General features: G+C 63.0%; 20 protein-coding genes and 1 pseudogene. 11 read left to right on the top strand and 10 right to left on the bottom strand.

Annotated elements, in window-relative coordinates; all coding sequences use genetic code 11:
• From EN955_RS24210 to tpiA, 3 genes and pseudogenes are all read right to left on the bottom strand, one after another.
• Positions 1-350: pseudogene (locus EN955_RS24210) on the bottom strand (L,D-transpeptidase); the annotation flags it as partial.
• Between the two features lie 209 nt (positions 351-559).
• On the bottom strand, positions 560-1,030 hold the full coding sequence (secG, locus tag EN955_RS24205; RefSeq protein ID WP_024503333.1) for a preprotein translocase subunit SecG: 471 nt from the start codon (positions 1,028-1,030) through the stop codon (positions 560-562).
• 170 nt (positions 1,031-1,200) lie between these two features.
• Positions 1,201-1,968 (bottom strand): triose-phosphate isomerase, encoded by a 768-nt coding sequence (gene tpiA, locus EN955_RS24200; protein WP_013531736.1) that lies wholly within the window; start codon positions 1,966-1,968, stop codon positions 1,201-1,203.
• A 145-nt stretch (positions 1,969-2,113) separates the two neighbouring features.
• Here tpiA and EN955_RS24195 point away from each other — a divergent pair, with 145 nt between their 5' ends.
• From EN955_RS24195 to glp, 5 genes are read left to right on the top strand one after another with little or no spacing between them, the layout of a single operon-like run.
• A complete protein-coding gene (locus tag EN955_RS24195) occupies positions 2,114-4,006 on the top strand; it encodes a SurA N-terminal domain-containing protein (RefSeq protein WP_024503334.1) in 1,893 nt (630 codons plus the stop codon).
• Positions 4,003-5,013: an anthranilate phosphoribosyltransferase gene (gene trpD, locus EN955_RS24190; RefSeq protein ID WP_024503335.1), complete on the top strand. Its 1,011-nt coding sequence runs from the start codon at positions 4,003-4,005 to the stop codon at positions 5,011-5,013. Before EN955_RS24195 ends, trpD begins: the two co-directional genes overlap by 4 nt.
• 3 nt (positions 5,014-5,016) lie before the next feature.
• Entirely contained in the window at positions 5,017-5,829 is an 813-nt protein-coding gene (gene trpC, locus EN955_RS24185) for an indole-3-glycerol phosphate synthase TrpC (RefSeq protein WP_024503336.1), read from the top strand.
• A 2-nt stretch (positions 5,830-5,831) separates the two neighbouring features.
• A complete protein-coding gene (gene moaC, locus EN955_RS24180) occupies positions 5,832-6,314 on the top strand; it encodes a cyclic pyranopterin monophosphate synthase MoaC (RefSeq protein ID WP_024503337.1) in 483 nt (160 codons plus the stop codon).
• Positions 6,314-7,519, top strand: a complete 1,206-nt coding sequence (glp, locus tag EN955_RS24175; RefSeq protein ID WP_024503338.1) for a gephyrin-like molybdotransferase Glp — start codon at positions 6,314-6,316, stop codon at positions 7,517-7,519. Before moaC ends, glp begins: the two co-directional genes overlap by 1 nt.
• 48 nt (positions 7,520-7,567) lie before the next feature.
• Here the strand turns inward: glp and EN955_RS24170 are convergent, their stop codons facing one another.
• Positions 7,568-8,398, bottom strand: a complete 831-nt coding sequence (locus EN955_RS24170; protein WP_024503339.1) for an alpha/beta hydrolase — start codon at positions 8,396-8,398, stop codon at positions 7,568-7,570.
• Positions 8,399-8,712: 314 nt separating this feature from the next.
• On the opposite strand from EN955_RS24170, the gene EN955_RS24165 reads away from it, so the two are divergent.
• From EN955_RS24165 to lexA, 4 genes are all read left to right on the top strand, one after another.
• Entirely contained in the window at positions 8,713-10,338 is a 1,626-nt protein-coding gene (locus tag EN955_RS24165; protein WP_024503340.1) for an AMP-binding protein, read from the top strand.
• A complete protein-coding gene (kynA, locus tag EN955_RS24160) occupies positions 10,335-11,171 on the top strand; it encodes a tryptophan 2,3-dioxygenase (RefSeq protein WP_024503341.1) in 837 nt (278 codons plus the stop codon). Before EN955_RS24165 ends, kynA begins: the two co-directional genes overlap by 4 nt.
• Before the next feature lie 77 nt (positions 11,172-11,248).
• Entirely contained in the window at positions 11,249-12,496 is a 1,248-nt protein-coding gene (gene kynU, locus EN955_RS24155) for a kynureninase (RefSeq protein WP_024503342.1), read from the top strand.
• 410 nt (positions 12,497-12,906) lie between these two features.
• Positions 12,907-13,647, top strand: coding sequence for a transcriptional repressor LexA (gene lexA / locus EN955_RS24150; RefSeq protein ID WP_013531746.1), 741 nt, complete (start codon positions 12,907-12,909; stop codon positions 13,645-13,647).
• Here lexA and EN955_RS24145 read toward each other — a convergent pair.
• Positions 13,641-16,103, bottom strand: a complete 2,463-nt coding sequence (locus EN955_RS24145) for a ComEC/Rec2 family competence protein (protein WP_024503343.1) — start codon at positions 16,101-16,103, stop codon at positions 13,641-13,643. The two genes, lexA and EN955_RS24145, sit on opposite strands and share 7 nt — an antisense overlap.
• Before the next feature lie 102 nt (positions 16,104-16,205).
• Here EN955_RS24145 and gltX point away from each other — a divergent pair, with 102 nt between their 5' ends.
• Both gltX and gltA read left to right on the top strand, forming a co-directional pair.
• Positions 16,206-17,630 (top strand): glutamate--tRNA ligase, encoded by a 1,425-nt coding sequence (gene gltX, locus EN955_RS24140; protein ID WP_127223469.1) that lies wholly within the window; start codon positions 16,206-16,208, stop codon positions 17,628-17,630.
• A gap of 184 nt (positions 17,631-17,814) precedes the next feature.
• The gene (gltA, locus tag EN955_RS24135) at positions 17,815-19,140 is read left to right on the top strand and encodes a citrate synthase (protein ID WP_013531749.1); all 1,326 of its coding nucleotides are present in this window, start codon (positions 17,815-17,817) and stop codon (positions 19,138-19,140) included.
• 62 nt (positions 19,141-19,202) lie between these two features.
• Here gltA and lpxB read toward each other — a convergent pair whose 3' ends face one another.
• From lpxB to EN955_RS24110, 5 genes are all read right to left on the bottom strand, one after another.
• Complete coding sequence (lpxB, locus tag EN955_RS24130; protein WP_024503345.1) at positions 19,203-20,381, bottom strand: lipid-A-disaccharide synthase; 1,179 nt, start codon at positions 20,379-20,381, stop codon at positions 19,203-19,205.
• Positions 20,374-21,276, bottom strand: coding sequence for an LpxI family protein (locus tag EN955_RS24125; RefSeq protein ID WP_164753107.1), 903 nt, complete (start codon positions 21,274-21,276; stop codon positions 20,374-20,376). Before EN955_RS24125 ends, lpxB begins: the two co-directional genes overlap by 8 nt.
• Entirely contained in the window at positions 21,263-22,096 is an 834-nt protein-coding gene (gene lpxA, locus EN955_RS24120) for an acyl-ACP--UDP-N-acetylglucosamine O-acyltransferase (protein WP_013531752.1), read from the bottom strand. Before lpxA ends, EN955_RS24125 begins: the two co-directional genes overlap by 14 nt.
• A gap of 13 nt (positions 22,097-22,109) precedes the next feature.
• Entirely contained in the window at positions 22,110-22,577 is a 468-nt protein-coding gene (gene fabZ, locus EN955_RS24115) for a 3-hydroxyacyl-ACP dehydratase FabZ (RefSeq protein WP_013531753.1), read from the bottom strand.
• Positions 22,570-23,118 (bottom strand): UDP-3-O-(3-hydroxymyristoyl)glucosamine N-acyltransferase (locus tag EN955_RS24110; protein ID WP_127223468.1); only part of this gene is annotated, 549 nt, incomplete at its 5' end. The genes EN955_RS24110 and fabZ, both read right to left, overlap by 8 nt.

The following is a 23,118-nucleotide window of genomic DNA, read 5'->3' as shown; positions in this document are numbered from 1 at the left end:
CTCTTGCCCTTCTTGGCAAGGAACGCCTGCCGTTCCGCGTCGGCCTTGGCCTTTGCCGCCTCGCGCATTGCCAGCTTCCTGGCTTCGAGCGCCTTGGCTTTGGCGGCTTCCTTGTCGGCAACGATTTTGGCCTCGATCTTCTTGATCTGGGCGAGGTCGTCGGGCGTCGGGTTTTTCTTCTTCTTGAGAAGCTTCAATTGCGACGCATCACTCTTGACGGCGACGTTGATGGCAGAAGTTGTTTCAGCCGAAGGCTGTGCGGCCATATTGGCCGGAACGCCTGCGAAAGCGGGGGAACTCACGCCGAGTGCGGCGCAAAGTCCCAGGAAAATGAAGCTGCGAAGCTGCATGGCGAAGATCCGATCGTTCTATGCTTGTTGCCACGGCGTCGCCCAGCGCCCCCCAAGGGCGCCGGAAATGCCGCGTGCAATCTATAGTCGAATAAGCGCGGCCGCCTCAAGCGTGGGGCCATGCCTCACCCCGTCGAATCTTCGTGATCTCGCTGCATTTGCCGCGACTGTGTTCAAACGACCACAGATCGCGGTTCAGGCACCGAGGACTACTGGTTTGGAACCTGCGGGGTCGCCGGTGCGGCGGGAGCCGTGCCGTTGGTCGCCGGCGGCGTCGAGCCGGCGGCAGGCGCAGTGGCCGGGGCAGTCGCAGGAGCCGAAGCATCGTTGCCGGAAGGCGTCGTCGGCGTGGTGGTGCCCGCGGGCGCCGGAGTTGTGGTTCCAGGCAACTGGTTGAGCACGCCTTTGCCGGCGCCGTCCGAGGTCGCCGGCACGCGGTCCAGGATATCGATCGGCTTTTCGCCGTAGCGGGCGACGATCGACAGGGTCAAGGAGGTGGCGAAGAAGGCAGCCGCCAGGATCGCCGTCGCACGCGTCAGCGCATTGGCCGCACCACGCGCGGTCATGAAGCCGGACCCGCCACCGATGCCGAGGCCACCGCCTTCGGAACGCTGCAGCAGCACCACGCCGACAAGGGCGAGCACGACCATGAGATGGATGACGATCAGTACGGTTTCCATAGTTTATCCTGGCAAGGCCTTGCCCGGCCGCGGACACGACCGGTGAATTGGAGGCGGCTCAATACAATGCTTTGACGGCATTTCCAAGCCCGTGGCCGGAATATGGGAAGCAACCCGTCCTTTGCAACGATTTCGTGCACCGGAAGCCCTGTCCGGCGGGGAAAATGTCTTCAAGCAATATTGCGATAGGCCTCGGCGATGCCGAGAAAGTCCGCCGCTTTCAGGCTGGCGCCGCCAACCAGCGCGCCGTCGACATTCCTGACGCCGAGCAGTTCGACCGCGTTGGAGGGCTTGACCGAGCCGCCATAGAGAATGCGCACCTTCGCCGCGACGCCGCCGAGCTTTTCCGACAGCTTTTCGCGGATATGTGCGTGTGCCGCAGCGACGTCGGCCGCCGTCGGCGTCAGGCCGGTGCCGATCGCCCATACCGGCTCATAGGCAATGATGGTGTTGGACGGGGTGGCGCTTGGCGGGACCGAGCCCTCGACCTGCCGCGACAGCACGTCCAGCGTGGCGCCCGCTTCACGCTGCTCATGCGTTTCGCCGACGCAAATGATGGCAACAAGCCCGGCACGCCATGCGGCGGATGCCTTGGCCTGGACAGTGGCGTCATCCTCGCCGCGTTGCTCGCGGCATTCGGAATGGCCGACGATGACATGGCTCGCACCGGCATCCCTGAGCATTTCCGCCGAGATGCAGCCGGTGTAGGCGCCGCTCTCCTTGGTGTGGCAATCTTCGCCGCCGGCATGCACCGGCGTGCGCGACAGGATCTCGGCGGCGTGGGCAAGCAGGGTTGCGGGAACGCAAACCAGCGCTTCGGTCTCCGCGTCAAGCCCACTCATGAAGCCGTTGCCGATCATCCTGAGCTCGTTGAGGGAGGCGCTGGTGCCGTTCATTTTCCAGTTGCCGGCGACGAGCGGGCGAATTCCTGGCGTCATGGGTTTGCTTCTCCGGATGATATCGGGGCTCTGGCCCTCACTACCAAAATCAGGCCACAAAGCAATCGACAGTGGGCCGGAAGGGCGCTATTGCGCTTGTTTCAGACTCGGCGCATGCGAAAATGCGCATAAATCGGAAGTAAAAATGCTTGGTATATTGAGAAGCGCGGCAGGCACCTGGGTCGCGAAGGGGCTGTTGGTGCTGCTGGTGCTCAGCTTTTTGGTCTGGGGCGTTTCCGGACGGCTGATGGGCGGTTTGGCCGGCCATGATTCGGTGATAACCGCTGGCGGCACCAAAGTGTCGATCAACGAATACCGTCTCGCCTATGATCGCCAGCTCGCCGTCATGTCGCAGCAGTTCGGCCAACGTCTCAGCCACGAACAGGCAAAGGCGCTCGGTGTCGATAACCAGGTGTTGGCGCAGCTCGTCTCGGGTGCCGTTCTCGATGAACAGGCCCGCAAGCTGGGCCTCGGACTTTCCAAGGATCGGCTGGCCGAGCTGACACGCGAAGACCCGGCCTTCAAAGGCCCGGGCGGCCAGTTCGATCGCAGAACGTTCGAATATATGCTGCAGCAGATTGGCATGCGACCCGAGGACTATTTGAAGAACCGTGCTCAGGTGGCGGTGCGCCAGCAGATTGTCGAGGCGGTCTCGGACGGCCTCAAGGCTCCGGACACTTTCTTCAAGGCAGTTGCGCTCTATCGCGGCGAAGACCGCACCATCGACTATTTGACGCTGCCCAAGGCACTGGTGGAGCCGATAGCGGCGCCATCCGATAGCGTGCTTTCGGCCTATTTCGAAGCCAACAAGAAGACATATGCGGCACCCGAATACCGCAAATTCTCCTATGTCCGCCTCGAGCCGGTCGACATCATGGATCCGACCGCCGTCACCGACCAACAGGTCAGCGACGATTACAACAAGAACAAGGCGCGTTACACCACGCCGGAATTGCGTACCATCGAGCAGCTCGTGTTCAAGACGCCGGATGCGGCCAAGGCCGCGTTCGATTCGCTCAAGGCAGGCGCCACTTTCGACAAGCTGGTCACGGCGGAAGGCAAGACCCCGGCCGACACGTTGCTCGGCACGCTTGCCAAGGACAAGATCGCCGACAAGGCGGTCGCCGACGCCGCCTTCGCGCTTAACGCCAATGAAGTCAGCCAGGTCGTGCAGGGCGCCTTCGGTCCGGTGCTGCTGCGTGTCACCGAGATCAAGCCCGAAGTGGTGAAGCCGCTGGCCGAGGTGTCCGACCAGATCCGCAAGGATCTGGCGCTGGGCGAGGCAAGCCGCATCCTTCTGGACGTGCGCGACAATTACGATGACACCCGCGCCGCCGGCAGTTCGCTGGCCGACGCTGCGGCCAAGCTGAAGCTGAAGGTCGTCACCATCGACGCCATCGATCGCAGTGGACTGCGGCCAGATGCAAGCATCGTCAAGGACCTGCCGCAATCGCCGGAGCTGATCAAAGCGGTCTTCGACGCCGAACCCAACACGGAAAACGATGCCTTGACCACAGCCGACAACGGCTTCGTCTTCTATGAGGTGGCGTCCATCACGCCGGCTCGCGACCGCACGCTGGATGAGGTTCGTCAGAAAGTCGTGGCCGACTGGACGGCGGCGGAAACAAGCAAGCGGCTCGCCGCCAAGGCTGACGAGCTGGAAAAGCGGCTCAAGGCCGGCGCAACGCTCGATGTCATTGCCAGCGAACTGAAGCTGGAAAAGCAGACCAAGCGCGGTGTCAAGCGCGAGGCTGACGACGTCGATTTCGGCAAGGAAGGTGCCGCAGCGATGTTCGGAGTCGGCGAAGGCGGTACCGGCCTGATCCCCTCGCCTACCGGCGACGGGCAGATCCTGTACAAGGTCGCCGAAGTGTTCGAGCCCGCCGGGGCCGATGCCAGCTCGGTGCCGGATGACGCACAGAAATCCTTCACCTCCGGCATGTCGGACGACCTGCTCGACCAATTGGTGGCGCAGTTGCAGACGCAGTACGACGTTCGCGTCGACCAGGCCGCCGTCGCCCAAGCCTCGACAAGATGAGCGCGCTGAAAACCCATATCGCCAAGATCGCGACCGGTAGCGCGCTTTCCTTCGAGGAAGCGCGCGAGGCCTTCGATATCATCATGTCGGGTGATGCGACCCCCGGCCAGATCGGCGGTTTCCTGATGGCGCTGCGCGTGCGCGGCGAGACGGTGAGCGAGATTTCCGGCGCCGTCGCCACCATGCGGGCCAAGATGCTGCAAGTCGACGCGCCGGACGGCGCCATCGATATCGTCGGCACCGGCGGGGACAATTCCCACAGCGTCAATATTTCCACGGGATCGGCCTTTGTCATCGCCGGCAGTGGTGTGCCGGTTGCCAAGCACGGCAATCGTGGCCTGTCCTCGCTGACAGGAGCCGCCGACGTGCTGGTTGCGCTCGGCGTCAAGATCGACATCTCGCCCGAATTCATCGGCCGCTGCATCCACGAGGCTGGCATTGGTTTCATGTTCGCGCCCGCGCACCATCCAGCGATGAAACATGTCGGTCCGACCCGCGTCGAACTCGGCACCCGCACCATCTTCAACCTGCTCGGGCCGCTCTCCAATCCAGCTGGCGTCAAGCGGCAGCTGGTCGGTGTGTTCCTGCCGGAATGGATCCTGCCGGTTGCCGAGACGCTGAAGGCACTGGGTGCGGAGCATGCCTGGGTTGCTCATGGCGACGGCTATGACGAGATCACCACCACCGGCGAGACGCAGGTCGCCGAACTGATCGGCGGCGAGATCCGCAGCTTCACCCTGACGCCTGAAGCGGTCGGGTTGCCGCGCCACAGCAGGGACGAACTGCGTGGCGGCGATGCGGACTACAATGCCAAAGCCTTGCGCGATATGTTGGGCGGCGCTGCCGGCGCCTATCGCGACACCGTGCTGATGAATGCCGGCGCCGGCCTGGTGGTGGCGGGCAAGGCGACGACGCTTGCCGACGGCATCGCGCTCGCCGCGCAAGCCATCGACAGCGGCCGGGCCCTGCAAGTGCTCGACAGGCTGGTCGAGATTTCGAACGGGTAAAACGTGTCTGACATTCTTCGCAAGATCGAGGCCTACAAGCGCGACGAGATCGCGGCGGCAAAGGCACGTGTGCCGCTGGCCGAAATCAAGGCGCGAGCCAAGGACGCCGACGCACCGCGCGGTTTTCTTGCCGCGCTCGAAGCAAAGCGCAAATCCGGCGCCTTTGCGCTGATCGCCGAGATCAAGAAGGCAAGCCCGTCCAAGGGGCTGATCCGCGCCGATTTCGATCCGCCGGCGCTGGCGCTGGCCTATGCCAAGGGTGGCGCTGCCTGTCTTTCGGTGCTGACCGACGCACCGTCCTTCCAGGGCGCGCCGGAATTTCTCACCCGGGCGCGAGCCGCCGTCGCGCTGCCGGCGCTGCGCAAGGATTTCCTGTTCGATCCCTATCAGGTCTACGAAGCCCGCGCCTGGGGCGCGGATGCCATCCTGATCATCATGGCCAGCGTCGACGACGCCCTGGCGAGCGAGCTTGAGGCAACGGCATTCGAACTCGGCATGGATGCGCTGATCGAGGTGCATGATGAGGCCGAGACGCTGCGCGCGCTAAAACTGTCGTCGCGGCTGATCGGCATCAACAACCGCAATCTGAGAACATTCGAGACCAGCCTTAAAACGTCGGAGCGGCTGGCACCCATGGTGCCGGGCGGCCGCCTGCTGGTCAGCGAGAGCGGTATTTTCTCGCATGACGACTGCCTCAGGCTGCAAAAGAGCGACATCGGCACTTTTCTTGTCGGCGAGAGCCTGATGCGGCAACAGGACGTCACCACCGCGACGCGCCTGCTTCTGACAGGCAAGGCTTTGGCCGAGGCTCTCTGACGATGGTATCAGGCCTGACCCATCTCGGCGCGCAAGGCGAGGCCAACATGGTCGATGTCGGCGACAAGGAAGAAACAACGCGCACGGCGATCGCCGAAGGCTTTGTCGCGATGCAGCCCGAGACGCTGAAGATGATCCTCGCCGGCAACGCCAAGAAGGGTGACGTGCTCGGCACCGCGCGCATTGCCGGCATCATGGCGGCGAAGAAGACGCATGAGCTGATCCCGCTCTGCCATCCGCTGCTGCTGACCAAGGTTTCCGTCGACATCGAGCCGGACCACGCTTTACCTGGCCTGAAGGTCACCGCGCTGGCGCGCGTCACCGGCAAGACGGGCGTCGAGATGGAAGCGCTGACGGCCGCTTCGGTAGCCTGCCTGACCATCTACGACATGGCCAAAGCAGTAGACCGCGCCATGGTCATCACCGGCATCCGCCTGGTCGAAAAGACCGGCGGCAAGTCGGGTGACTACAAGGCGAGCTCCTGATGGCGCTGGTTCCTATCGCGGAGGCGCTTGAACGCCTGCTCGATGGTGCGGCACCTCTAGCCGGCGAAAGCGTTCCTCTGTTCGAGGCGGTGGATCGTGTTCTGGCGGAACCGGTCGTGGCACTCCGTACCCAGCCACCTTTCAACGCTTCCGCCATGGATGGCTATGCCGCTCGAGCCGCCGACGTGGCGTCGGTACCATCCAGGCTGTCGGTGATCGGCATGGCGCCGGCCGGACGTGGTTTTGCCGGTAGGATCGGCAAGGCACAAGCGGTGCGCATCTTCACCGGCGCGCCGTTGCCCGAAGGCGCCGACACCATCGTCATCCAGGAGAATGTCCGCGACCTCGGCGGCGGCGAAATCGAAGTGACCGAGCCGACGGCGCAATGGCGCAATATCCGTCGCATCGGGCTCGATTTTTCAACAGGCGACATGCTGCTCGAAAGAGGCCGTTTGCTCGACCCGGCGGCACTGTCGCTGGCAGCATCGGCCAACCATCCCCGGGTCAACGTGGTGAAACGACCGCTGGTCGCCATCATCGCCACCGGCGATGAATTGCTGCCGCCGGGCAGTGATCTCGGCCCGGACCAGATCATCTCGTCCAATGCCTATGGCGTCGCTGCCGCCGCACACTCGGTCGGCGCCCGCGCGCTCGATCTCGGCATTGCCGCCGATCGCAAGGAGGCCATCGCCGAACTGGTGCAAAAAGCGGTCGCGGCCGGTGCGGATGTCATCGTGACGCTTGGTGGCGCCTCGGTCGGCGATCACGACCTGATCCACGATGTGCTGACCGGCGAAGGCATGACGCTCGGCTTCTGGAAGATCGCCATGCGCCCCGGCAAGCCGCTGATGTTCGGCCGCCTCGGCGATATCAGGTGCATCGGCCTGCCCGGCAACCCGGTGGCAAGCCTGGTCTGCTCGCAACTGTTCCTGAAGCCGCTGCTGGCGCGGCTCGGCGGCCGCAACCATCGCCAGGACATTCGCCCAGCGCGACTGGGTACCGCAATGCCGGCCAATGATTTGCGCCAGGACTATGTCCGAGCCGTGGTCAGGGAAGATGACGGCGCGCTGGTGGCGACGCCGTTCGGCATTCAGGATTCCTCGATGCTGAGAATGCTGGCCGACGCCAACGGGCTGATCGTGCGGGCGCCGTTTGCCCCTGCAGCAGCCGCGGGCGAGGCTTGCAGCGTTTTGATGCTGCGCTGAGGAATTCCAGGCAAGCCGTTCATAACAGACGAGAAAGTGATCTCGGCTCTAGCTGGAGATCAAGCTCTGCGTCAGCGGATGCGCCGGATCGGTAAGGCCGTCGACAATGTCGTAGTGATGCCGGTCGGGCTCGACCACGGTGCTGGTGGTGGCGCCGAGGCCGGTCCAGATGTTGGCAAGCAACGCATTCTGGCGCAGGAACTCGGCGCGCTCACCGCCGCCGGCCCAGCAGGTGATGCGGGCGCCATCCATCGGGCGCAGCAGGGCTGGGCTTTCAGCCAGCGCCTCCTCTTCGTCGATTGCCAGGTCCTTGTTCATGCCGGTGCGCATGAGCGGACGCAAATCGTGTAGACCTGAAATCGAAACGACATGGCGTATGCGCCGCGCCACATCCGGCGCCAAAGGCGTGGTTGTCGTCACCATCCGGGTGGCGAGATGGCCGCCGGCCGAATGTCCGGTCAGCATCAGCGGTCCGTCAACCATTGCCGCTGCCTTGCCAATCGCCGCCCCGACCTCCCGGACGATGCCTGCGATGCGTATGTCCGGGCACAGCGTGTAGGAGGGCATCGCAACGGCGAAGCCGCTGCCGACCGCGCCATTGGCGAGATGCGACCACAAGCTCTTGTCGGTCTCCAGCCAGTAACCGCCATGGATAATCACCACCAGTCCTTTGGGCGCGGCCTTGGGAAGGAAAAGATCGAGCCCATTGCGCGGCCCGTCGCCATAGGCGATGTCGAGCCGTGCCCGGCTCTCTGCCGAGAGCGCATCACGGAATGCTGCCGCTGGCTCGGCCCAGGCGGCTGGCCAACGGTCGCTGCCGGCAATGTTCGCGCCGTTGGCATAGGCATCATCCCAATCGACGATGTGACGTTCGAACATCTGCGCCCTCCCCCAAAACGGCATCGCTGTTGCGCTAGCAATGGCCAGCGCCACGCCATGCGTCAATGCTCCAGGGCAAAAACATTTTAGGCTTGAAACAAATTTCGACTGGTGCGATCCTGCCCTTACGAACAGCCGACAATGGGAGGTCTGCTGTGCTGCCCTCACCTGCAGATGTTCACCCTTTCGGGCGCGCATCTCCGAGCAGGCGTGATGGGCAGCACGAAGCCTCCTCAGAGCAGGACCTTAGGATCCACCACATCCAGCCAAGGCGCATTGCGCACTGGCCAGGCAGCAGACGGGAGAGCGGCGACATGCTTGGGCCTTCAGCGCATATCGACACGTTCACGCGCGATCACCTGCCGCCGCCGGAGCAATGGCCCGATATACTGCTCGACGGCTTCGACTATCCCGAACGCCTTAACGCCGGTGTCGAACTGACCGACCGGCTGGTCGAGAAGGGCCTCGGCGACCGCACAGCCCTGATCGGCAATGGCCGCCGCCGCACCTACAAGGAACTGTCCGACTGGACGAACAGGCTCGCCCACGCGCTGGTCGAGAATTATGGCGTCGAGCCCGGCAACCGGGTGCTGATCCGCTCGGCCAACAACCCCGCCATGGTCGCCTGCTGGCTGGCTGCCACCAAGGTCGGCGCCGTGGTCGTCAACACCATGCCTATGCTGCGCGCCGGCGAACTGGCCAAGATCGTCGACAAGGCGGAAATCACCGTCGCGCTCTGCGACTCCAGGCTGATGGACGAGATGACCGCCTGCGCCAAGGACAGCGCCTTCCTCAAACAGGTCATAGGCTTCGACGGCACCGCCAACCATGATGCCGAGCTCGATCGTGCCGCTCTCGACAAGCCGGTGACATTCACCGCCGTCAACACCGGCCGCGACGATGTCGCGCTGCTCGGCTTCACCTCGGGCACGACAGGCGTGCCGAAGGCGACGATGCATTTCCACCGCGACCTCCTGATCATCGCCGACGCCTATGCCCGCGAAATCCTGGAGGTGACGCCGGACGACATCTTCGTCGGCTCGCCGCCGCTGGCCTTCACTTTCGGCCTTGGCGGGCTCGCTATCTTTCCCCTGCGCTTCGGTGCGGCGGCGACGCTGCTGGAGCAGGCGACGCCACCCAACATGATCCACATCATCGAGACCTACAAAGCCACGATCTCCTTCACCGCGCCGACTGCCTACCGCGCCATGCTGAAGGCCATGGATGAAGGTGCCGATTTGTCTTCGCTGCGGGTTGCCGTTTCAGCCGGCGAAACCTTGCCCGCTCCGGTTTTCGAAGAGTGGACGCAAAAGACCGGCAAGCCGATCCTCGACGGCATCGGCGCCACCGAAATGCTGCACATCTTCATCTCCAACCGCTTTGGCGACATGAAGCCCGCGTCGACCGGCAAGCCGGTCGGCGGCTACGAGGCGCGCATCGTCGACGACGAGATGCGCGAAGTACCGCGCGGCGCGACCGGCAGGCTGGCGGTGCGCGGCCCGACCGGCTGCCGCTACATGGCCGATATCAGGCAGAAGGACTACGTGCGCGACGGCTGGAACATCACCGGCGACACCTTCACGCAGGACGAGGACGGCTTCTTCCATTTCGCCGCGCGCTCCGACGATATGATCGTCAGCGCCGGCTACAACATTGCCGGCCCCGAGGTCGAGGCCGCACTTCTGTCACATCCCGACGTCGCCGAATGCGCGGTGATCGGCGCCGAGGACGCCGAGCGCGGCCAGATCGTCGAGGCGCATGTCGTGCTGGTGCAGGGCGTGGCGCCTGACGCATTGACCACCAAGCGCCTGCAGGACCATGTCAAGGCGACGATCGCGCCCTACAAATACCCGCGATCGGTGAAATTCATTGCTGCTTTGCCCAAGACCCAGACCGGCAAGATCCAGCGCTTCCGGCTGCGCACGGAGAAAGTCAATTGAGCGAGCCCTACGATCCGGCGTCCGAAGGCGCACAGATGTCGTTCAACGAGGCCATGTCGTACAGCGACTATCTGCACCTGGAGAAAGTGCTGGAGGCGCAGACGCCGCTGTCGTCGGCGCATGACGAGATGCTGTTCATCATCCAGCACCAGACCTCGGAACTGTGGATGAAGCTCGCTTTGCACGAGATTGGCGCCGCGATCCGCTCGATCCGCGCCGACCGGCTCGAGCCGAGCTTCAAGATGCTGTCGCGAGTCGCGCGCATCTTCGAGCAGCTGAACAATGCCTGGGATGTGCTGCGAACGATGACGCCCAGCGAATATACCGAGTTTCGCGACGCGCTCGGCCAGTCCTCGGGTTTCCAGTCCTGGCAGTATCGCGCCATCGAGTTCATGGCCGGCAACCGCAACCTGGCCATGCTCGGCCCTCACAAGCATCGGCCTGACCTCAGCGGAAAGCTGGAAGCCATCCTGGCCGAGCCATCGCTCTACGACGAAGCGCTGCTGCTTTTGGCGCGCAACGGATTCGACATCGGTGCCGATGCCAGGCGCACGGACTGGCGTGAGACGCGAACCGAGAATGAAGAGGTCCTGGTCGCCTGGCAGACTATCTACCGCGATCCGCAGCGCTACTGGATGTTCTACGAACTGGCCGAGAAGCTGGTCGACTTCGAGGATTATTTCCGCCGCTGGCGCTTCAACCACGTCACCACGGTGGAGCGCATCATCGGTCTGAAGCGCGGCACCGGCGGCACGTCGGGTGCTTCGTATCTGAAGAAAATGCTCGAGGTCGTGCTGTTTCCGGAGCTGTGGACGGTCCGCACTCGGCTCTGACATCATCGAAATGAGAACAGGCTCACCGAAGGGACGCTCTGTGGCGGAAACCCTTCGCGAACAACCGGGGACTGACCATGAGTGGAATTCCTGATCTCGCCGCAGTCGAAGCGATGGATGCCACGGATCCGCTGCGGGCCATGCGCGACCGTTTCATTCTGCCGGAGGGGGTGATCTATCTCGACGGCAATTCACTGGGGGCAGCATCTCATGCCGTTTTCGGCGAGCTGCAGCAGGCGGCGACGCAGGAATGGGCCCGAGATCTTATCCGAGCCTGGAACACGGCCGGATGGTTCGAGATGCCGATCGAACTCGGCGACCAGCTCGGACGCCTGATAGGAGCCGCGGCCGGCCAGACCGTTGTCTGCGACACGACATCGACCAACATCTACAAGGTGCTGCACGCAGCGATGGAGATGCGGCCCGGCCGGTCAGCCATCGTCGCCGAAGGTGACAGTTTTCCCACCGACCTGTACATCGCCGAAGGCGTGGCCTCGACCCGGGATGGCGTCCTGCTGCGCCTCGCGGGCGTCGACGCGCCGACCATCGAAGATCTGATCGACGAAAACGTCGCGGTGGTGCTGGTCAACCACGTCAATTACAAATCGGGTGAACTGCGCGACATGGCGGCGCTGACGCGCAGGGCTCATACGGCCGGAGCGCTGATCGTCTGGGATCTCTGCCACACCGCCGGCGCCCTGCCCGTCGAGCTCGATCAGGCAAATGCCGATTTCGCTGTCGGCTGCACGTACAAGTACCTCAACGGCGGTCCGGGCGCGCCGGCCTTCATCTATGCCGCGCAGCGCCACCACGGCGATATCAGCCAGCCGCTCAGCGGCTGGTGGGGCCATGCGCGGCCCTTTGCCTTCGAACGGGGTTATGTTGCCGGCACCGGCATCCGCCGTTTTCTGTGCGGTACGCAACCGGTCCTGTCGATGCGGGCGCTCAAAGGCGCGCTTGCCATCTGGAGCGACGTCGACATGGCGGCATTGCGAAAGAAGAGCGTCGCGCAGACAGAACTGTTCATCCAGCTCGTCGAAGCCAAGTGCGGCGCCTACGGTCTCACGCTGGAGACCACCCGCGACGCGACCAGGCGCGGCAGCCAGGTGTCGTTCCTTCACGACCACGGCTATCAAATCATGCGGGCGCTGATCGAGCGCGGGGTGATCGGTGACTTCCGCGCACCGTCGACCATCCGTTTCGGCTTCACGCCGCTCTATGTCAGCTACAAGGATGTGTGGCTGGCGGTTGAGGTTCTGGAAGACATTCTGCGCACGGGTGCATGGAAGGACCAGCGTTTCGCCGTCAAGGAAGCCGTTACCTGACGCACCGATCCCGGCGATCCGCCGTCGCTGCCCTCACTGCCTGGCAAATGACGGAGAGCTGAATTTCCAGCCAAAATGCCCAACTGACGTTGGCGTTTTGGCTCCGTTTCGTTCACGGCCAACGAACGTCCCGAAGGTTGCAATCGCCCCTTGTCGAGGCTGATCGACAGATAATGCCAAGCTTTGGTAGAGGATAAGCCACAGGTCATTAACCATAACAATTTCAATGTGAGCAGGCGCATTGCCGAAGGTGGCGCCCGTCGATCGTAACCCGCTGGCAAGCGCCAAATAATTTCAGCAGCCTTAACAAATTCATTAAACTTTAAACGGTTGCAGAACACAACTGGAACAGATAGTGTTTGTTCTGGGTTTGTTTTTCGATTCTGGTTTCAGGGAACCTGGGGGCCGCCATGCTGACACGCAAGCAACATGAACTGCTGATGTTCATCCATGAACGCCTGAAGGAGAGCGGCATTCCGCCATCCTTCGACGAAATGAAGGAGGCGCTCGACCTTGCCTCCAAATCCGGGATTCATCGGCTGATCACGGCCCTTGAGGAGCGCGGCTTTATCCGCCGGCTGCCCAATCGGGCCCGCGCGCTGGAAGTGCTGCGGCTGCCGGACTCCATCGCGCCAGGCCTCAATGCGGCAAAGAAGTTTTCGCCAAGCGTCATCCAGGGCAGTCTTGGTCAGGGTGGTGCTCTTGGCCGGCAGATCAAGCCGGCGCCTTCGCGGATGCCTTCGCCCGGCAATGACGACGATGCGGTCTCTGCCGTTTCGATCCCGGTCATGGGTCGCATCGCCGCCGGCGTGCCGATCGATGCCATCCAGCATCAGACGCATTCGATTTCGGTGCCGCCGGACATGATCATGGGCGGCGCGCACTATGCGCTGGAGGTCAAGGGCGATTCGATGATCGAGGCCGGCATCTTCGACGGCGACACCGTCATCATCCGTAACGCCGATACGGCCAGCCCCGGCGAGATCATCGTGGCGCTGGTCGATGAAGAGGAAGCGACGCTGAAGCGGTTCCGCCGCAAGGGCGCCTCGATTGCCCTCGAAGCCGCCAATCCAGCCTACGAGACACGGATTTTCGGGCCCGATAGGGTCAAGGTGCAAGGCAAGCTCGTCGGCCTGATCCGTCGCTACTGAGACGGCTGTGGGTTGACCACTGGCTTCTCGGGTTTCTTGAAGGGTGCCAGCCCCCTCGCCTCGCGAGAGTATCTGCGTTGCGTGTGCCAGGGCCGATATGGGCTGTCCACCGCGAAGCTGATCGTCGCCGGCGTGGTCGCCGATTGGCGATCGAAGAAGACCGCGGCACTGCCTTTGCGAGCCAGTTGCCGCTTGGTGATGACGAGAACCAGTGGGTTATGACAGGCGTCATAGGCGGTGGCGTCGTTGACGACGATCAGCTCGGCGAAGCCGCAGGCTTTCCAGGTGTCCTTGCGGTCCTCGACATAGGCAATGATCGCACCGGACATGTGCCTGGCCACGCAAACGCCTGAGGAGCAATAGAACGGCGATCCCGGCGGTAGCTCAACGGCATCCGCGACGTCGAATTGCCCATCGCTGTTGTCGAACACTTCCGGAACGACGATGGTTTCCGATGTCAGCGCGCGTTTCCAGTTGTCGACGGTGAATTCGTTCGGCCGTTGCCGGCTAACGGCAAGCTCACCGCCACCGATCGGCAACGCCACCAGCCGGGCGTCTTCCGAGATCAGCACATCGGGCGTGCGCGTATCCGAGACGGTCAGCAAGCCTGCCAACGCGAATGGCAGAGCCGCGAGCCGCAGCCATGTCGTCGCCATCGTCGCGATGACCAGGGCAATGGCCACCAGCAGGACCGACTGTTGCGAAATCAGCCCGACCCCATCGACAGGCGAACGCTCGGAGATCCAGCCCGATATGGCGATCATCATCGTCAGGCCCTTGCCCATCAGGTAGAGAGCTGGCCAATCCAATCCGAAAGGCATCAGCAGCGCGCTGGCGACGGCCAGGAACATGACGACGGTGACGATCGGCATAACCGCGAGATTGGCGAACAGGCTGAGCGGCGACACACGCTGAAAATGCCAGATGGCAAACAGCGTCGTGGCGCTGCCGGCGATGATCGAGGTCATGGCCAGACCAATTGCCGCCAGCAGGAATTTTCGTGTCAGGAACCCGGGCAAGGATCGCTTCGGCGGCGGCGGTCTTGCTTTTCCCGCGCGGTGATCCGCCCAGCCGGCATAAGCGCCGACCAGAGCCGCGGTCGCGGCGAACGACATCTGAAAACTCGGGCCGACCACCTCATGCGGCGACACCACGATGACGGCGATCGCCGAGATCGCCAGATTGCGCATGGTGAGTGCTGCTCGATCGAACAGAACTGCAATCAGCATCACTGCCAGCATGATGAAGCTGCGCTCGGCGGCGACGACGATACCTGAGATGACGAGGTAGGCTGCGATCGAGAACAGTGCGGCGGCAGCGGCATACTTCTTGACCGGGCGACGCGCGGAAAAATCGGGAAACAAGGCGAAGGCGCCGCGCAGCAACCCCATGATGGTGCCGGCGACCAGAGCCATGTGCAGTCCCGAAATGGAGATGATGTGGTAGATGCCGGTACGTCGCATCGCCTCATTGATGTCGTCGGGAATGCCGGCGCGCACGCCGACGATCAGCGCCGCGGCGATCTCGCCTTCGGCGCCGCCGACGCTCGCCCTGATATGGTCGGCAATGCCTTCACGGGCATTTTCCACGCTGGAGGAAATTCGGGCCGACAGCGGCATGTCGCCATCATCGGTGACGACAAGCTTGGGATTGCCGAGAAAGAACCCGCTGCCGCCAATGCCGGCAAAATAGCTGTCGAAGGAGAAATCATAGCTGTCCGGTCGCACCGGCCCGGTCGGCGGCAAAAGCTTGGCATATCCGGTGATGAGAGAGCCTGCGGTCACGTCAGCCGGGATCTTGCGTGCCGAAAGCCGCACCCGTTCCGGCGCATAGCGCAGTTTCGGTCTTGCGGTCGATGTTACGTCGATGGTCAGCCGGATACGGCCAGTTTCCATCCGGTCGAGCGAGACGACGCGGCCGGTCACCTGCGTCGAGATTTCCGAGCCCAACATTTGTGTGCCCGCACGCCACGTCTCGACCTTGGCAGCAAGCAGTCCTAGGGCGCATAAAAGTGCCGCCATGAAACACAGATGGGTCTTTGGCCATGAGCGCGAGACCAGCGCACAGATCCCCGTCAGGATGACAACCGCGACAGGTCTCGCAAAGTCGGGTTCAGCCGTCAGCGAAAAATAGCCGATCGCTCCGATCGCAAGGCAGACCGGCACCAGCAGGAAGGCCACGCCTCGGTCGAGTTCCAGGCTCGCCGCCGTGTTCACGCTGTGGCGCAGGCGAGGCAGTGATATCAGGCCGATCTGCCGGCGCACGCGCACGATCCTGCCGGTTCCGGCAACCGGAACAGAGGCGGTGACACCCGTTTGCAAGGGCAGCTTGCCGGAATCCGGCACGAGGGGCGACGGCGGCAGCAATGAGGCTGGCAGAGGCGCAAACAGGGACCGTTCGCTGACGCCAATGGCAGCGTCCTCGCCCTGATCCGAACCCCAGCCTCGTCCAGCCATCGGGTCTGCCCCTTGCGCCCTCGACACCCTATGCTACATGAACGCGCAAAGCGCGAAAGTCCGCGCGACCGCACCCCGCTTCAGATGGTTTCCGAGAGTTCCATGTCCGACAAGGTCGTCACCCGTTTTGCCCCCTCGCCCACCGGCTATTTGCACATAGGCGGCGCGCGCACGGCGCTGTTCAACTGGCTGTATGCAAAGCACACCGGCGGCACGATGCTGCTGCGCATCGAGGACACCGATCGCGAACGCTCCAATGAAGCCGCGACGGCTGCCATCCTCGACGGGCTTTCCTGGCTTGGCCTGAGCTGGGACGGCGAGCCGGTGTCGCAGTTCGAGCGTGCGCCCCGCCACCGCGAGGTGGCCGAGGAGCTCGTGCGCATCGGCAAGGCCTATTATTGCTACGCCACGCCAGCCGAACTGGAGGCCATGCGCGAGGCCGCCAGAGCCAAGGGGCTGCCACCCCGCTACGATGGCCGCTGGCGCGACCGCGCCCCCTCAGAAGCACCCGCAGGCGCCAAGGGCGCCATCCGCATCAAGGCGCCGACCGAAGGCGAGACCGTCGTCCATGACCGGGTCCAGGGCGACGTGCGCTTTCCTAACAAGGATCTCGATGACTTCATCATCCTGCGTTCCGACGGCAATCCCACTTACATGCATGCCGTCGTCGTCGATGATCATGATATGGGCGTCACCCATATCATTCGCGGCGATGATCATCTGACCAACGCCGCTCGCCAGACCGTGATCTACAACGCCATGGGCTGGAACGTGCCGTCCATGTCGCATATCCCGCTGATCCACGGCGCCGATGGCGCCAAGCTATCGAAGCGGCACGGCGCGCTTGGCGTCGAGGCTTATCGCGCCATGGGCTACCTGCCGGAGGCGCTGCTCAACTACCTGGCGCGTCTCGGCTGGAGCCATGGCGACGACGAGATCATGTCGATAAAGGACATGATTTCCTGGTTCGACATCGGCGATGTCAACAAGGGCGCGGCGCGCTTCGACTTCGCCAAGCTGGAGGCAATCAACGGCGCACATATGCGCCGCATGAGCGATGCCGAACTGTTCGACATCTTCATCGCCACCCTGCCCTACCTCGAAGGTGGCCCGGCGATCGCCGCACGCCTGAACGACAGCACCAAGGCGCAGTTGCTGGCAGCGCTTCCGGGCCTGAAGGAGCGCGCCAAGACGCTGGTGGAGCTCGTCGACGGCGCGGCCTTCCTGTTTGCCACCCGACCGCTGCCGATCGACGACAAGGCGGCCCTTCTGCTCACCGATGACGCCCGCAAGATCCTGCGCAGTGCTCACGAAGCTTTGAACGGGCTTGCGGATGACTGGACAGCCGCCTCGGCGGAGGCGGCGATCCGCGAGGTGGCAGCGGCCGGCAGCCACAAGCTCGGCGCGGTGGCCCAGCCTTTGCGCGCCGCTTTGACCGGCAAAAGCACCTCGCCGGGCGTGTTCGATGTGCTCGCCGTGCTCGGCCGCGAGGAAAGCCTGGCGCGCATCTCAGATCAAATCGATTAGGAGCAAACTGGCCCAAGAAGATTGGCATTGAAAGGCGGGTTTCGCAGTGCAACATTAGGCCTTGGCCCAATCTGGCACGCACCTCCTGAAATGCGGTGGCGAATACGCGCATTGCGGTGATTTTCGACGTGTCGCTCTGCGAAATTTGCCTTTGCCGGCATGAGGAAACAAGAAGGAGTTTGCAATGACCGAAGCTGCGAAAAAACTGGATTTGGGCAAGACCCAAGAGGCCACCGCAACGCTTGAATTCGCCGGCAAGACCCATGAATTCAAGGTGCGAAGCGGTTCGGTCGGGCCTGATGTGATCGACATCGCCTCGCTCTACTCAACTACCGGCGCTTTCACCTACGATCCCGGCTTCACCTCGACGGCAAGCTGCGAGTCCGAAATCACCTTCATCGACGGCGACGCCGGCATCCTGTTGCACCGCGGCTATCCGATCGACCAGTTGGCCGAACATGGCGACTTCCTCGAGGTCTGCTATCTCCTGCTCTACGGTGAATTGCCGACCAAGGCGCAGAAGGACGATTTCGATTACCGCGTGACGCGCCACACCATGGTGCATGAGCAGATGTCGCGCTTTTTCACCGGCTTCCGCCGCGACGCGCATCCGATGGCGGTGATGTGCGGCGTGGTCGGCGCGCTGTCGGCCTTCTATCACGACTCCACCGACATTTCCGACCCCTACCAGCGCATGGTTGCCTCCATGCGGCTGATCGCCAAGATGCCGACGATCGCGGCGATGGCCTACAAATACCACATCGGCCAGCCCTTCATTTACCCGAAGAACGAGCTGAACTTTGCCGCCAACTTCCTGCATATGTGCTTTGCCGTGCCTTGCGAGGAATACAAGATCAATCCGGTGCTGGCGCGCGCCATGGAACGCATCTTCATCCTGCACGCCGACCACGAGCAAAATGCCTCGACCTCGACCGTTCGCCTCGCCGGCTCGTCGGGCGCCAACCCGTTTGCGTGCATCGCCGCCGGCATAGCCTGCCTGTGGGGACCCGCGCATGGCGGCGCCAATGAAGCGGCGCTCAACATGCTTGGCGAGATCGGCCATGTCGATCACATCCCCGAATTCATCGCCCGCGCCAAAGACAAGGACGACCCGTTCCGCTTGATGGGCTTCGGCCACCGCGTCTACAAGAACTACGATCCGCGCGCCAAGATCATGCAGAAGACGGCACATGAGGTTCTGGGCGAGCTCGGCATCAAGGACGATCCGCTGCTCGACATCGCCATGGAGCTGGAAAAGATCGCGCTGACCGATTCCTATTTCATCGAGAAGAAGCTCTACCCGAATGTCGACTTCTATTCCGGCATTACGCTGAAGGCGCTGGGCTTCCCCACCACCATGTTCACCGTGCTGTTCGCGGTCGCCCGCACCGTCGGCTGGATCGCCCAGTGGAAAGAGATGATCGAGGATCCGCGCCAGAAGATCGGCCGCCCGCGCCAGCTCTATACCGGTGCACCGGAGCGGGATTACGTGCCGATCGCAAAGCGGTGAATCAGGAAATAGTGAGTAGTGAGTAGTGAGTAGTGAGTAGTGAAGTCGACCATTTCTACTGATTACTGACTACTCACTCTCTTGACATACCGCATCACCACCTGCGCGGCGATCTCGCCGGACGGTCTGCCCGTAGCCATGCGCCGCCTGATCTCTGCAAATCCATCCTTCTGCCAGGCACGCATGCCGCTGTCGGCGAACAGTGCCTCCAATTGCCGGGCAAGATTGTTCGGCTTGATATAGCCGTCGTAGAATTCGGGAATAAGCGCTCGATCCGATATCAGATTGGGCAGCAGCGCCGACCAGACGGAAACGAGGTACGGCGCCAAGATGCGCGCGACCGGGTCGAGCCTGTAGCAGGAAATCATCGGCACGCCGGCCAGCGCCAGTTCCAGCGATACCGTCCCGGACGCGATCAGCGCCGCATCGGCCTTGCCGAAAGCCTGCCATTTGCGCTGGGGATCGACGATGATCTCAGGCTTTTCATCCCAGCGGTTGACAGAAGATTTGACGAGGTCGGCGACATGCGGGACGGTCGGCAGCAGCAGCCGCAGGCGGTGGCCGCGCGCGCGCAGGATTGACACCGTCTCGCCGAACGGGTCGAGCAGCCGCCGTACCTCGCCACGCCGCGAACCGGGCAGGACGAGCAGGGTTTTGACACGATCAGGAGAAAGGTCGCGTGGCAGCTCCTGCGCCTTGGCTGCAGCAAGCAAGCCCGCATCGTGCGTCAGGCGATGCCCAACATAGGTGCCCGGTGGCCCGCCGAGCCGCTCCAACTCCTTAACCTCGAAAGGCAGGATGCAGAGGATGTGGTCGACATAGGGCTTCATCGCGACCGCCCTGCCCGGCCGCCACGCCCACACGCTCGGGCAGACATAGTGGATGATCGGAATCGACGGGTTGGCCGCACGCACCTTTTTGGCGACGCGCAACGAAAAGTCCGGACTGTCGATGGTGACGAGGCAATCCGGCTTTTCGTCGGCAACGGTCTTGGCCAGTTGGCTGATCCGCCGCATCAGGCGCGGAAGGTCGCGCAGGACGGCACTGAACCCCATGAGGGCGATCTCACCGGCATCGAATGGCGAGACCAGTCCCAGCGTCTGCAAATGACGGCCGCCGAGGCCGACGAGTTGCACCTCGCGCCCGGCCGCCTGCTTAAGCGAGCGCACTATGTCGGCGCCGAGCAGGTCGCCGGACTCCTCGCCGGCAACAATCGCGATCTTCAATGCCCTGTCAGCCATTGTGCCGCTCCGTCGTGGCAGGCAGGCCAATGACGAACAGGCCGAGTGCGTTGGCGCGCGCGATGGTTTCAGGACCTTCGAGAACCAGCGAACGTCCCGCCTCGACGGCAATCCCGGCAAGCTCGGCTGCATGCGCTGCTTCGACCGTCTGCAGACCGATGGACGGAAGATCCGCTCGCAGTTCCTGACCAGGCTTGGCGCACTTGACCAGGACGCCGCGGGTCTTGCCCGCAATACGGCCGTGGCCGCGTAAAAGCTTTGCCCGCTCAAGCAATCCGGCTGTTCCTTCGATGCCTTCCAGCGCAATGGTCCGGCCACCGATGGCGATCGCGGCCTGGCCGATGTCCAGCGCCCCGATGGCCTTTGCTGCGTCAAGGCCTGCCTCGATGTCACGCCAGTCCGACTTTTGTGGCGCGGCGTTGGTCAGGACGCCTTCGGCGGCGACAAGGCTCGGCACGACTTCATGGGCGCCGACAACCTTTATTCCACGGGCTTCGAGGCCCCTCGCCAAGACCTTCAGCAGGCCATCGTCGCCGCGCGCGAGCGCCATGACGACCAGCGGAATTACCGCGAGCAGGCTGAGACTGGGGCGCAGCGCAAGCAATCGCGGCCGGCGCTTGATCTCGCCTGCAAGCACCAGATGGGTGATCCGGTGCCGCCGTAGCAATGGGACCAGCGAGCCTATACCTTCCAGAGCGAGGCTTTCATGATCGTATCGGGAGAGCACCGCGATGCGGTCGACCTCGCCTTCCATCAGGATGACGAAGGGCGGATAGCCTTGTTCAGCCGAGCCGGCCGCGACTTCGACCGGCAGACTGCCGCCGCCGGCAATGATGCCGACCCTGGAGCCCGGCGGAAGATCAAGACGCGCTGCCGCTGTCTCAGTCTTCGTCATCGACGTCGTCGCCATCGCCGCCCTTGAGCGACGGCACAGCATAGTGCCGCTTGCCGCGACTGGTGATGAAATCGATGATCTTCATGGCGGTCGGCGACGACGCGAACTCCGCCTTGGCGAACTCGATGTTCTCGCCAACAGTGCGGGAACGATCGAAGATCATCCTGTAAGCCTTGCGCAGCACAAGGATTTCGGACCTCGGCAGGCCGGAGCGCTTGAGCCCGATGATGTTGAGACCGCGCAAACTGGCGCGGTTGCCGACCGCTATGGCAAAGGGGATGACATCGCCGACGATCGCGGAGCAACCGCCCAGAAAGGCGTTGTCGCCGATGCGGACAAACTGATGCACTGCGGTCAGGCCGCCGATATAGACATTGTTACCGACCTCGCAGTGGCCGCCCAGCGTTGCGCCATTGGCGAACGTCGCATTGTTGCCGACGACGCAATCATGGGCGATATGGGCGTAGGCGAGGAAATTGCCGTTGTCGCCGACCGTCGTCTCACCGCGGCTGGAATCGGTGCCGAGATGCATCGTCACGCCTTCGCGGATCGTGCAGTTCCTGCCGATGACCAGGGTGGTTCGGCCGCCCTTGTGCTTTGTGTTCTGCGGCGGCGCGCCCAATGTCGCCATCGGGTAGACCTTGGTCGAGGCGCCGATCGACGTCGCGCCCATCACCGAGACATGACTGACCAGTTCGACGTCGTCGCCGATCACCACATCGGCGCCGACATGGCAGAACGGCCCAATGCGCACACCTTGGCCGATTTTGGCGCCTTCCTCGACAATGGAGGAAGCATGGATGGATGTCTTGATTTTCATAAGCACTCGATCGTCAGTCGCTGGTGACCATCATGGCTGAAATCTCGGCCTCGGCCGCCTTGGCGCCGTCGACCATGGCTTCACAAGCGAATTTGAGCAGGTTGCCGCGTTTCTTGATTTTCTTGACATAGATCTTCAACTGGTCGCCGGGAACGACCGGTTTGCGGAATTTGGCGTTGTCGATGGTCAGGAAATAGACCAGCGACGGCTTTTCGGTACCCAGGCTGCGGATACAGATGGCGCCGGCCGTCTGCGCCATCGCCTCAACGATAAGCACACCCGGCATGACCGGCTGCTCAGGGAAATGGCCCTGAAAATGCGGCTCGTTTATGGTCACGTTCTTGATGCCGATGGCGGATTCGTCACCATCGATGTCGACGATACGATCGATCATCAGGAACGGATAGCGGTGCGGCAGGAGCTTCATCAGCCCCATGATGTCGACCGCTTCCAGCGTCGTCGACGCGATCATGTCAGCCATTGCCTCCCTCGCCCTGTTTGCGGGTCCTGGCGAGCTTGCGCAGCATGGCTATCTCCCGCATGGCTTCCGCCATCGGCTGTGCCGGATAGCCGCCCCAGATCTCGCCTGCAGGGACATTGCTCATAAATCCACTTCTGGCGGCAAGCTTGGCCCCTGTCCCTATCGTCAGGTGATCCGCAAGCCCCACGCCGCCGCCCATGGTGACATTGTCACCCACGACCACAGAACCCGAAATACCCGAAAGCCCGGCTATTATGCAATTGCGGCCGATGCGGACGTTATGGGCGATCTGCACGAGATTGTCGATCTTGGTGCCTTGGCCGATGATCGTATCGGACATGGCGCCGCGATCGACGGTGGTGTTGGAGCCGATCTCGACGTCGTCTTGGATAACGACACGGCCGATCTGCGGCACGCGCTCAGGACCCTTGGCCCCGCCGACGAAGCCAAAACCATCCTGGCCTATCCTGGCGCCGCCATGAATGATGACGCGATTGCCGATCAAGGCATACTGGATGCTGGCGCCCGGACCGACATAGCC

Source organism: Mesorhizobium sp. M7A.F.Ca.CA.001.04.2.1, assembly GCF_003998485.1.
Taxonomy (GTDB): Bacteria; Pseudomonadota; Alphaproteobacteria; order Rhizobiales; family Rhizobiaceae; genus Mesorhizobium; species Mesorhizobium ciceri.
Note: the sequence above shows the minus strand (reverse complement) of the source record. Positions and strands in the feature narration are given on the sequence as shown.